General features: G+C 46.5%; 11 protein-coding genes. 3 read left to right on the top strand and 8 right to left on the bottom strand.

The window, feature by feature from the left end; genetic code table 11:
• Positions 1 to 84 precede the first annotated feature (84 nt).
• Positions 85 to 1182, bottom strand: a complete 1098-nt coding sequence (locus BUA17_RS00490; protein WP_072733431.1) for a quinone-dependent dihydroorotate dehydrogenase — start codon at positions 1180 to 1182, stop codon at positions 85 to 87.
• 256 nt (positions 1183 to 1438) lie between these two features.
• On the opposite strand from BUA17_RS00490, the gene BUA17_RS31045 reads away from it, so the two are divergent.
• On the top strand, positions 1439 to 1576 hold the full coding sequence (locus BUA17_RS31045; protein ID WP_162842436.1) for a hypothetical protein: 138 nt from the start codon (positions 1439 to 1441) through the stop codon (positions 1574 to 1576).
• A gap of 86 nt (positions 1577 to 1662) precedes the next feature.
• Here the strand turns inward: BUA17_RS31045 and BUA17_RS00485 are convergent, their stop codons facing one another.
• The 3 genes from BUA17_RS00485 to BUA17_RS00475 form a co-directional block, all read right to left on the bottom strand.
• Positions 1663 to 3102 (bottom strand): L,D-transpeptidase family protein, encoded by a 1440-nt coding sequence (locus BUA17_RS00485; protein ID WP_072732308.1) that lies wholly within the window; start codon positions 3100 to 3102, stop codon positions 1663 to 1665.
• 171 nt (positions 3103 to 3273) lie between these two features.
• Complete coding sequence (locus tag BUA17_RS00480; RefSeq protein WP_024629252.1) at positions 3274 to 3516, bottom strand: ferredoxin; 243 nt, start codon at positions 3514 to 3516, stop codon at positions 3274 to 3276.
• 119 nt (positions 3517 to 3635) lie between these two features.
• The gene (locus tag BUA17_RS00475) at positions 3636 to 4940 is read right to left on the bottom strand and encodes a DNA polymerase IV (protein WP_072732307.1); all 1305 of its coding nucleotides are present in this window, start codon (positions 4938 to 4940) and stop codon (positions 3636 to 3638) included.
• Between the two features lie 546 nt (positions 4941 to 5486).
• Here BUA17_RS00475 and cimA point away from each other — a divergent pair.
• Positions 5487 to 7106, top strand: a complete 1620-nt coding sequence (gene cimA / locus BUA17_RS00470) for a citramalate synthase (protein ID WP_072732306.1) — start codon at positions 5487 to 5489, stop codon at positions 7104 to 7106.
• A gap of 94 nt (positions 7107 to 7200) precedes the next feature.
• Here the strand turns inward: cimA and BUA17_RS00465 are convergent, their stop codons facing one another.
• The gene (locus BUA17_RS00465) at positions 7201 to 7752 is read right to left on the bottom strand and encodes a TlpA family protein disulfide reductase (RefSeq protein ID WP_072733430.1); all 552 of its coding nucleotides are present in this window, start codon (positions 7750 to 7752) and stop codon (positions 7201 to 7203) included.
• A gap of 184 nt (positions 7753 to 7936) precedes the next feature.
• Between BUA17_RS00465 and BUA17_RS00460 the strand changes: the two genes are divergently transcribed.
• Positions 7937 to 8425, top strand: a complete 489-nt coding sequence (locus tag BUA17_RS00460; protein ID WP_072732305.1) for a M67 family metallopeptidase — start codon at positions 7937 to 7939, stop codon at positions 8423 to 8425.
• Here the strand turns inward: BUA17_RS00460 and BUA17_RS00455 are convergent.
• Genes BUA17_RS00455 through BUA17_RS00445 form a run of 3 tightly spaced genes read right to left on the bottom strand, consistent with a single transcriptional unit; the run spans position 8411 to position 11673 of the window.
• The gene (locus BUA17_RS00455) at positions 8411 to 9148 is read right to left on the bottom strand and encodes an exonuclease domain-containing protein (RefSeq protein ID WP_063564793.1); all 738 of its coding nucleotides are present in this window, start codon (positions 9146 to 9148) and stop codon (positions 8411 to 8413) included. The two genes, BUA17_RS00460 and BUA17_RS00455, sit on opposite strands and share 15 nt — an antisense overlap.
• Positions 9145 to 10230, bottom strand: a complete 1086-nt coding sequence (locus BUA17_RS00450; RefSeq protein ID WP_072732304.1) for a DUF294 nucleotidyltransferase-like domain-containing protein — start codon at positions 10228 to 10230, stop codon at positions 9145 to 9147. The genes BUA17_RS00455 and BUA17_RS00450 overlap by 4 nt, the downstream gene beginning before the upstream one ends.
• Positions 10231 to 10272: 42 nt before the next feature.
• Entirely contained in the window at positions 10273 to 11673 is a 1401-nt protein-coding gene (locus tag BUA17_RS00445) for an ammonium transporter (protein ID WP_063564794.1), read from the bottom strand.
• Positions 11674 to 12009 lie beyond the last annotated feature (336 nt).

The raw sequence follows: 12009 nt of genomic DNA, 5'->3' as shown, positions 1-12009 counted from the left end.
ATGTTAAGCGGGGGGAAGAGTCCCGTACGACATTACCCTCTTCCACGCTTCTAATTTCCAATCCGGGGAACTCCGAAACATTGCTTAACGATGCTCTGCACCGACAGCTTCCGAAATATGACTGTAACCGTCTTTGCGCAGCAATTCACGCAGTCCGGCATGAATGCGCCGGTTCACTTCAGGTCCTTCATAGATCAATGCCGTATATATTTCCACCAGGCTGGCCCCTGCTTTAATCTTTTCGTAAGCATCTTCGCTTGTGAAAATGCCCCCCGATCCGATGATTGGCAGTTTGCCTTCTGTCTGGCGATAGATTTGGCGAATGATTTCCGTGGAACGATCACGCAGCGGCTTGCCACTTAGTCCACCTGTCTCTTTAGCATGCTGATGAGACAGACCCTCGCGGCTGATCGTTGTATTCGTTGCGATGATACCGGCAACTCCACTATCTGCAATGGTACTTACCATATATTGAAGCTCCTGGTCATTCACATCAGGTGCGATTTTGACCAGTACCGTTTTAACGGAACCGCCCGCTCTCTTGCGCTGCGTCTCCATCTCATTCATCACAGCGGCAAGCAATTCCTTCAGTTCATTCCCATGTTGCAGATTACGCAAATCCGGTGTATTTGGTGAACTGATATTCACCACAAACAGGTCCGCATAATCGTATAGCGCTCGAATGCATTTTGCATAATCCAAATGTGCTTCTTCATTCGATGTCGCCTTATTTTTACCTATATTTACGGCCACTGGAATACGGCGCTCCGTGAGGCGTGCCAATTCACCCGCCATCGCTTCGGCTCCAAGGTTATTGAATCCCATCCGGTTCACCAATGCCTCATCGGGAGGCAGGCGGAATAACCGTGGCTGGTCGTTACCTGGCTGTGCAAGCGGTGTGACTGTGCCCACTTCCATGAAGCCAAACCCGATGGAAGAAAAGCCCGTTACAGCCTGTCCGTTTTTGTCCAAACCAGCCGCAAGTCCTACAGGTGTAGGAAAATGACATCCAAACATATCCACAGCCAGATCCGATGTTTCACGCACGCCATACATGACACGCAAACCGGAAGGAACCGGGCGAATACTCCCCATTCCACTGAGGCCGCCGATAATTAGATGATGGGCCTGCTCAGGGTCCATTTTGAACAACAAGGGTTTAGCAAGACTTCTGTATAACAAATCACTCACTCCGTTCTGGTCTGGTACGCTGAAAAAACTGCTTTCCGTCTTTTTCATATGTAAAAAAACACTCTATACACAAGTCTATCCGTTTCTTCTTCAAAAGGAAAGTAGTTTGAGCATAGACAGAAGGAATCGTATTATGCAAAATGCTCACAAGAAATCCACCCGCCTACTGGAAATGGCGAGTTGAATTCTTTACAATGGGAGCATGGCTACATCTATATAGCCTTATTCCATGAAGGAGGAACAGCCCATGGCTCCCAAACGCAAACCACCTACTTTGCAGCAAAAGAAAGATGAGGTCAACCGGAAAGCCATTATCTGGACCGCAGCCAGCGTCGGTGGACTGATCATTATCATTGGTGCGCTTATTATTATCGCCAACCTGTAAATGCTTCAACCGACTGTTTCTGCATCTACATACCAATCCAGCATGGATTTTACGTTTTCTTCGGTCTGAATCACTTGGTTTATCGTTTAATTCAACCAATGATACGTCTTATTCGGATTATTTTGCTTGGGAACAAGTGTGTACCGGTAGCGATCCTTCGCTTCTGGAACCATAGCTGTCTCTGGCAGCAGATCTTTCCCGATGCGTACCGGAGTTCCCTGAGGAGCAAGAGCAAATAGCTCTTCCACATCTTCAGTACTCATTCTCACACATCCAAGGGATTCATCCAGCCCGATACTGTTTGGCTCGTTGGTCCCATGGATGGCATAATTCGTCTCCGATAGCTGCATGCCCCTACTTCCAAATTCGCCATTAGAGCGACCATTTGGATTTACAACCTTGTCTGAAATGACAAACGAACCCTCTGGAGTGCGATCTCCTCCGAGCCCCACCTCGTAATTACGAATAATGGTGTCGCCACTAATCAGCGCAAGCTTATGTCTGCTCTTGTCCACGATGATTTCAAGCCGATCCTGTAAAAAAGGCTTTCCGCCTAACGTATCCACAAATGCAGCGTTTTTGCCTTGCGGCAAATCTGAACCTTCACGTGTTCCCTCACCTGTGTTTTTCCCTTTTCCCATTTGCCCTTGTTGATGCATGGCAAGTAGTGCCGAAAACATCCGGGTCATGCCAGGTGCAGTATCGCCCAGAATATTATTTGGAAACGGCTGGGCAAGTTGCGCCACACTTTTCGGCCAGCTACCGTTTTGTTTTTTATATGTAATCATTGCACTCGACAGAGCTGCAGCGGATTCCTGTTTGGCTGTCCAGGCTTGTGCCAGACGCTTGATCTCCGGTGATACTTCCGGCGGTTCACAGTTACACTGTTTGGCATCATAACTCTGTGCCGTTAATTTGCCACTGCTGTTTGTCTGAACGATGTATTTCACCGCCATATTTCGCTTCCATAATGTCCAGTTACCTGCGACCTGCATTCCAAGCACAGCCGATGTCTGTACTTTCGCACCAGAGCCTGACCATGCAGCTGCAAGTGCAGCCTCACCCTGGTCCCCTCCACCGAATGCTCCAGCTGTAAACACATTGGATTTTGCAACAAGAGCCAAGTCTTCCATCGGGTTATTCCCTGATTCGCTATCCATGGAATCGTCCGTCGATTCCAACGCTGAAGCCAAAGCCTCGGCTGCATCCCGATTGAAACCAGGAGCGTCTGCAGGTGGTAATCCTGCCAGTACAAGCAGCATAAGCAGGGTAAGCCACATCTTGCGAACACGATGTTTTTTCTCCTTTTGCTCAGCCATCTCAACCAGCTTCTCCTGATAATCCACCCATATATCTGCCGGTGCCTTGCTTCGTTCGAAAGCCTCGTAGACTTCACCCGCCTGTTGAAAACAATAGTTCGCCTTGGCTTCCTGCCCTTCACCCAAATATTCCTTACCGAGTAAATACCAGGCCATTTTATTATCTGGATGTTTCTTTACATATGTTCGTAGATGAGTATTTTGCATCCGATCCTCCATCATTTCGCCTTTTTCCGTTTCTATATATATCGGCAAATGATGACAAGAAATCCATAGGACTTGAGTACCCGGATCTAAGCCTCAACATTCGACAAAAAAAGCACATTCGACTGTCCCAATGACAGAAGAATGTACTCTTGTATGTTCATATGAAAGGAATTAACCTTCTTTGTTGAAAGGTTCATCCGCAACTTTAATGGAGTCCGTAGGGCAGCCGTCGCAAGCATCCTGCATGTCGTCGAACAAGTCATCCGGAATTGCTTTGATCCCTTTGTTGGCATCTCCATCGAAGATCACTTCTGCCAAACCTTCATCATCATAGTCATAAATGTCTGGCGCCGTTGCTCCGCACGCTCCGCACGCAATACATGTATCTTTTTCTACCCAAGTAAATTTACTCATTACCAATCTCTCCTCCTATTATTCAAAAACGTACAGTATTTTTATCTAGAAACATATTAATACAAAGTAAGAGTTATTACAAATAATTTTAACAGCCTCAAGACTCCATTATGCCCTATTTAATCGAGACTTTGCAAATTATCTTTTTGCAGCGATGTTCCCCGGACTTTATGATTGCGCAGTAATACGGAAGGATCATCCCCCAGCATGCCAGCTGTAACGACAGCATTCTCACCAAATTTGTCACGTAACTGATCCATAATGCGAATCAGGTTTTCCTTCTTCGGTTTCTGCTCATATTCAAACAGATCAAGCTGTATCGCGGACTCCTCACGTGGAATCAGCGTTTGGAGGGTCACACCCAACATACGAACAGGCTTCCCGCCGCGCCAATGTTTCGCAAATAAAGCACAGGCCTCCCGGTATATGATCGAAGCATCTTCAGTAGGCACTTCCATCATCCGTGATCTCGTAATCGTCTTCATATCCGGTGTACGAATCGTAATCTGAATGCCCTGACTGAGCATTTCGTGCTTGCGCAACCGTCTGGCAACCTGGTCACTTATATTCAACAAAACCCGATGTACATCATCCATTTCAGATATATCCGCAGGCAGCGTTGTTGTATGTCCGATCGATTTGTTCGCTTCACGTTCAGCCTGAACTGCCGAATGATTAATGCCGTTTGCTGAATTTTTTAACCAAGAACCATTAATTCCAAACACATCGGTTAACATCCGCTCGTCTGATTTGGCCAGCTGGCCTATGGTTTCAATGCCCAGCTTCTTCAGCTTTTCCGCTGTCTTTTTCCCGATCCCAAACATCTCGTTACAAGGTCTATGCCACAAAATCTGAGGTACATCCCTCATCCGCAAAATCGAAATGCCATTAGGCTTTTTCAAATCAGAGGCCATCTTGGCAAGCAGCTTGTTGGGTGCAATTCCGATCGAACAGGGCATCCCCAGCTCATCCCGGATTCTGGTCTGAATACTTTCCGCAATCTCCAGCGGTGTACCAAACTGTCTGGACCCCGTAATATCGAGGTAACACTCATCGATTGAGGTCGCTTCAAGCAATGGTGTATAACTGTAAGCTATTTTCATGAATTCTTTCGAATACCTACGATATAAATGAAAATCCGGACGAATCACAATTAAGTCAGGACATTTCTTCAATGCTTGATGAACGACCATACCTGTGGAAATACCCCTGCTTCGTGCCGTGTAAGAACAAGTTACAATGACACCTTTGCGCACTTCACTACTGCCAGCAACGGCCGTCGCTTTTCCTCTATATAATTCCGGTTCCTCGGCTTCATGTACAGAGCAATAAAAAGCATTCATATCGACATGCAAAATCACTCGTCCGGCGGTAGGATAATATCGATCTACATTAATGTTGTTATGCGTTTGGTCTGAAGACATGATCCCCACCGCCCTTTCGTATACACAATTCCGTTACATGCAATCTCTACTCTATTATATCAAATTCCCTTATGTAAAAATCATTTATATCCCCTTGTTATCGGCGAGATTTAACGATCGATCGAATGATACCCCACACGGCAACGACGATAATAGCAATTATAATGAATGAAATAATTGTATTCTCCCACACAAAATGCATCCTCTTCCCTCCATTTATAAAGACAGGATTTGAATCCCTATGCAATCCTGGAATACTTGTATTTAGATGAAGCATAACATATTACAAGACTACGTTTACAGCTCACTTAACTCTACAATCCATCATTTGTTACACCAAATGGTGAATTCGATGTAGCATTTGGCGATAATGGTGCTATAATAATTAATTATACAAATTCACGATTTTAGGACAAATCTACACTTTGAATTTAATACAGTGTAGCGGTACAGAATCGAAGGATTCGTCACCAACATGCCCATATGTTTTTTAAACACACCATTAAACTTTCTAAAAAAAGCGCTTCATCTTAAAGGAGGATCTTCATGTCAAAGGCCATCTCCATCTTCGATACGACTTTACGTGACGGCACACAAGGGGAGGGAGTCAGCTTATCGGCAGATGACAAGCTCAAAATTGCCAAGAAGCTCGATGACCTGGGTGCTCATTATATTGAAGGCGGAATTCCAGGCAGCAACACCAAGGACATTGAGTTTTTCAAAAGAGTCAAGGAACTGAACCTGAACGCGAAGGTTGTCGCTTTTGGCAGTACGCGTCGTAAAGGTAGCATCGCCAGTGAAGACGCCAACTTGAAGCGCATGATTGAATCCGGTGCTCAGGCAGCGACTCTGGTAGGCAAGTCGTGGGATTTCCACGTACACACTGCTTTGCAGACCACTTTGGAAGAAAATCTGTCGATGATCTACGACTCCATTGCCTATCTGAAACAAAACGATATGGAAGTCATTTTTGATGCAGAGCATTTCTTCGATGGATTTAAGAACAATCCAGAATATGCACAGGCTGTATTGACCAAAGCCCATGAAGCTGGAGCGGACTGGCTTGTAATGTGTGACACCAACGGTGGAACGATGCCGCATGAAGTGTACGAGATCGTGTCCACTCTCGCTGGACGACTTCCGCAAGCCCATCTGGGCATTCATACACATAATGACTGTGAACTTGCTGTAGCCAACACCTTAAGCGCTGTACAAGCTGGTGCCAGACAGGTGCAAGGTACGATGAACGGTTATGGAGAGAGATGTGGTAATGCTAATCTGGCTTCCATTATCCCTAACCTGCAACTGAAGCTTGGATATGAGTGCGTTTCTGAGGATTCAATGAGACAGCTCACGAATGTTGCCCGTTATGTCAGTGAGATTGCCAACGTAAATATGCCAATCAACCAGCCTTATGTCGGAAATGCTGCTTTCGCTCACAAGGGCGGTATTCACGTCTCTGCCATCTTGCGTGATTCCCGAACTTACGAACACATCGTTCCTGAGTTGGTTGGTAATAAACAGCGTGTGCTCGTTTCCGAACTGGCAGGACAAAGTAACATTGTGTCCAAAGCACAGGAACTGGGTCTTGAATTCGATCCAAGCAGTGCCAACTCACGTCAGATCATTGAGAAAATCAAAGATCTGGAACATCAGGGCTATCAGTTCGAAGGCGCCGATGCCTCTCTTGAATTGTTGATTCGTGAAGCCAACGGTGACATGAAAGAATTGTTTACCTTTGAATCGTTCAAGATGCTTGTTGAAAAAGTGGCTGGCAAGTCTGTTGTTTCGGAAGCCTTTGTTAAACTTAACGTAGGCGGAACAAGTGCGTATACCGCAGCTGAAGGCAACGGTCCGGTTAATGCACTGGATAACGCACTTCGGAAAGCACTTGTGCAGTATTTCCCTTCCCTTGCCAACATGCATCTGTCCGACTATAAAGTACGTGTTCTGGATGAGAAAGATGCTACTGCCGCAAAGGTTCGTGTATTAATTGAATCTAAAAACACGGAAAACACGTGGAATACAGTCGGTGTATCCGAGAACGTGATTGAAGCGAGCTGGGAAGCCCTCGTACACAGTTTCCGTTATGCCCTTCTTCAAGAAAAATTGCAGGACGAGCCTGGCGTAGTCAACATCCCTGCTCACGGACTAAGCAACCATTAATGCATATTTCCCGGAAAATAAAAGAAGCGTCTGTCTCCAAAAAACATTGGAAGACAGGCGCTTTTGCTTCTCGCTTGACTAGCTTCTTGCTTGGTTAATCCTCAATTAACTCCTTGATTTTGCGCTCCAACTCTTTCTCAGGCAAAATCCCCAAGATAATTTCCTGAACGACTCCTCGGGAATCAATCAGTACATTCGTTGGAAAAGCTAAACCGTTATATTTGGCATATGCTGTTCCGTCTTCATCGAGCAGAATAGGGAACGTCAGTTTGTATTCATCTACAAAAGCTTTGGCATCCCTGATTTTATCGTACGAAGTTACATTCACACCGTAGAGATCCAGTTTCTCCTTGTATTTCGCTGCCAATGTATTGAGCGCAGGAGCTTCCTGCTTGCACGGTTCACACCAGGATGCCCAGAAACTGACGAAGATGGCCTTTTCCTTGGCTCCACCTACAGCGTAGGTTTTCCCATCCATGGCTTTCAAAGAGAATGCTGGTGCCAGTAAACCCGCTTTAGGCCCCGTCTCCGTCGGCATTGGCTCCTCTTGCTTAAACACGGCTGCGATTCCGTTATCTGCATTTTGGGCCAAAGCAATGCCCACAAGCAAAACAACACCCAGCAGTATGTATATATTTCGTTTCATGACCAGCCACCCTTTTGTATAATCAAACATATTGAGATTCACGCTCTTCTAACATGTGAGATATTTCAAGATCTCTATCATATTGTACCCTTTTCCTTTAAAATTTTACAATCGGAGTCACACAAAATAAAATAAAAAAGGACTCCTGCCGAAGCAGGAGCCAAAGAGAGAGGGGTGAATACAAATGGCAGCACTTCACGGGCAGCAAAACACCTTATACATCCCTTCCTCCGTAGAACAGGAGATGTCTAAGTACATGTTCGCTTCACTGCCACAGGAAACCTGCGGGGTTGTGCTGGGTGAAGCCGCAGCGGGCGGCATACGAATCAGTCGGTTTCAGCCCATTCGTAACGTAGCGCCTGACCCGCTGCACCATTTTGCATTGGATGATGCAGAATGGATCCGGTGTGTGTTCAATGAGCCACAACTTATCGGACTCTTTCACTCCCACCCCCGAACCACTCCCGTACCTTCCAATGAGGATCTGCGTAACCTACCGATTTTCGCCAGACTACTCCAGGTATATTTTATAGGCTCGCCTGATCAGACAACTGGTACACAATCAAAGATGCTTCTAAATGGTTATCAAATTCATTCAAATGTTGATTCAAGCATTGGAATGAGCTATGACCAATCATACAACTTACAGCCCGCCCAGCTATGCGTGACTTAACTGGGTGTACAGATCACCCAATGTTTCTACATTTTTGCGAGACATATCCTCCAGGTAACAGGACCATAACTGTGCAGTCATTTTAGCGTCCTCCAAAGCATGGTGGCGTCCATAGATCGGAATGCTTTTGGATTCCAGCAATTCATCCAGACCATAGCCCGGCCTGTTTGGTTCTAGCCAACGTGCCAGCATCATCGTATCGATGAGCCGGTGCGTTAACCTTACTTTGGATGTCCGCCACAAGGCCGCATTCAGAAAAGCCCGATCATGCGCGCTTGCATGGGCAACCAGTACACTTCCGCCAACAAAAGACATGAAGTCATGCAAGCCTTCTAGCAACGACGGAGCATGCATCGTCATTTCCTGAGTAATTCCCGTCAGTTCAGTAATATGTTCCGGAACGGAGACTTTGGACTGAACCAACGTATAGAACTGCTCATTCTCCAACATCACACCGCCATTAATACGCACCGCCCCAAAGGAAAGGATCTCATCCCCATGCTGAGGAGAGAAGCCCGTCGTTTCTAGATCGAATACGACAGCATTCAATTCGTTCAAGGGTGTGTGCAGTACCTCGGGTCTGCGCTGTTCTCTCATCATCGAACGGATGAACGCCATATGTTGCGCCGTAGGGGCTCCCATTATGGAAGCGATGGCGGAAGGAACCCCTCCCTGGCGCAGCGAATTCCAGAATCCAGTATTGCCCCTTGCCGGCTCTCTCATGGACGTCTCCTTTCTGCAAAACGAAGTTGTCTTTGCAGCGCACGATGTACTCGCCGCACCAACCCTAACGTATCCCGGAGTTCATAAAGCATTTGTTTTTCCTTCAACTGTCTCTCATTTAGGAAACCACCGCTATGCTGTAACCCCTGTTTCATCACAACGGGTGTACTGCGTCGCAGTTTCAAAGCCGTCATAAAGGCTCGCTGAGCTGAATCCAGCAAAGTAAGCGGAACTGCTTCGAGTGATACCAATCTCTGAATCCGCTTGAGCGTGGACGTTTCTTTGATACCGTGCTGTAAAGCCAGAAAACGCGCACTGTTCACCAGCGGAATATACAAGCCGTATTTCACATCGAATCCACCTGCATGTTCACCGAATCGTTCGGTCACTACCCTTCCGAGGATGTTCAGTGTTGCCTTATGTTTAACGGTATTGCGCAGCACAGCATCAGAAAGCTCAGGAACCGATCTGAATCCTTCGTAAAATGCAGAAATCCATTCCTCCGCAAGCTGTGGCTCACCTGCAACAAAACGCATGTCTGAAGCGATAATCAGATTGCGAACCGGCTCCCATGACAGGTCCGATCCCCATGCTTTCAGTTGTTCCTTCCATGACTCCAGCGTTTTCCTCCATAAAGGCTCCGAGCACATCACTTTGCCTTCACATTTGGCGTAGCCAAGTGCCTCCAACATATCGGTCATTCGAAGTCCAAGTTCGGCAAAATATACCTCTTTCCCCTCATCCGGGGTATCGCTGATAATCATGCCATTATCCTGATCACTCCATAACGTCGCTTCTTGCCTGCCGGAACTGCCAAATACGATAAAGGCATAGGGGACGGGAGGTCGGCCTAAGCCTTCCTCTACCATCCCCTGGATGCATAACTCTACTGCCCGCCGAGCAACCCTGTCATGCAGTTCATTTACCGTCTGGTACCATTCAATCGGCGACAAGGAAGCGGACAACAGTTCCTGGAGCTCATTCTGCAATATCACACGTGCCTGGCGCAGTTCTTGAGAAGATGCCGCACCATCTATTCCCTGATAGGACCAGGATTGATTTATATACGGGATGGGTTCCATCATGTCCAGCCTCCTTGAAGCATGATTCAGCAATCATTCCTCTTAGGAGCTGAACGTACCGCCATTGGATTTAGTTTCTACATTTTTCATTTGTTCAGGGTACCCGTAAGTACCATGCTCACTTAAATCCAGACCCATCGTTTCTTCTTCTTCCGTTACACGGATTCCCATGATAGCTTTCATACCACCGAGAATAATGAAGGACATAATCAGTACGAAGGCAAATGCGCCTGCCAGACCCAGAAGCTGAACGCCCAGTTGGTGGAAACCGCCACCATAGAACAGACCCGCTTGACCTACGCCTGCATTCTCAGCAAGTTCTGGTGTTGCAAACAAACCTGTGGAGATCGCTCCCCACATACCGGCAATACCGTGTACAGAGAAGGCGTAGATTGGATCATCAATTCCTTTACGCTCAAAGAATTGAGCAGTGAAGAATGTGATAATACCTGCCAGAGCACCAATAACCAGCGCTGCCCATGGTTCAACGAAAGCACAAGCACCTGTGATGGCAACGAGTGCCGCAAGCACCCCGTTCAGCATGCTAGGAATATCAGATTTACCCAATACAGCCCATGAGATCAACAGTGCTGCAACACCACCAGCAGCCGCAGCTACGTTTGTAGTCAATGCTACATAACCGAAGAATCCATCACCCATGGCAGATAATGTACTACCTGGGTTGAAACCGAACCAACCGATCCAAAGGATAATTACACCGAGTACCGAATAAACTTGGTTATGACCTGGAATGATGTTAGGTTTACCATCTTTGTTATATTTGCCGATACGCGGCTTCAACAAGATGGTAGCTACCAGTGCGGCAGTTGCACCTGTCAAGTGGACAACCGTCGAACCTGCAAAGTCTTGCATACCAAGCTCAGCCAACCAGCCGCCGCCCCATACCCAGTGAGCAACAACCGGATACATGATAATGGTGTACAGCGTACCGAAAACGATATATACACTCATCTTTGCACGTTCAGCCATACCACCGCAGGCAATGGCCAGGGATACTGCTGCAAAGGCAAGATGGAATACAAACTTGATTGTTAGCGGAACATCAGAGAAGGCCAGTGATTCGAACGAAGCAGCCATTCCGTCCCCACTCAGGAAAAATCCGGTTGTTCCGAAGAAACTGTTACCATTACCGAAACCAAGACCGAAGCCTAGAGCCCAGAAGGCAATAACTGAAATTCCCAATGTCAGGATTGTTTTACCCGCAATGTGTCCTGCGTTTTTCATTCGAGTTGAACCCGCTTCAAGTAAAGCAAATCCCCCTTGCATCAGGAAAACCAGCACAACAGCCAGAAACGTAAAGGCTGAGTTCAGACCGCTTTGAAGTTCGATGTTAGTCGGCCCCTCCGCAGCTGCAAATGCGCTGACCGGGAAAGCCAATAAAGTAAGCATTATTAACACCGAAACCAACCATTTCTTTCTCATATACCCCACTCCCTCTTATGTTAAGTTTCTTCACATATCGTGAAACTCTTAATGCCATTATAAGCAGAAGACAGGAAATTTGACAAGAGTATTTTCAGCAAAATTGAAAAATATTTCTGGGAATAAAGTCATACGTCTTTTTCTTGCACTTAAGTACATAATCATGTCCCATGAGTACATAGATATAGAAACGCAGCTTGACAGCCGCCAAAGCGTAACGTTTGACTGTATGGTTAAAGATCATGTATCATAACTAATAGTAAGAAAAAAATTGGGCGGGTTATGCAAAGCCGCAACTGGAATCTACAATTCCCTACATTTGAACTTGCAAGCGAG

The sequence above is a fragment of the Paenibacillus sp. ov031 genome (genome assembly GCF_900143165.1).
In the GTDB taxonomy this organism is placed as follows: Bacteria; Bacillota; Bacilli; order Paenibacillales; family Paenibacillaceae; genus Paenibacillus; species Paenibacillus marchantiae.
This window is presented reverse-complemented; position numbering and strand designations above follow the sequence as displayed.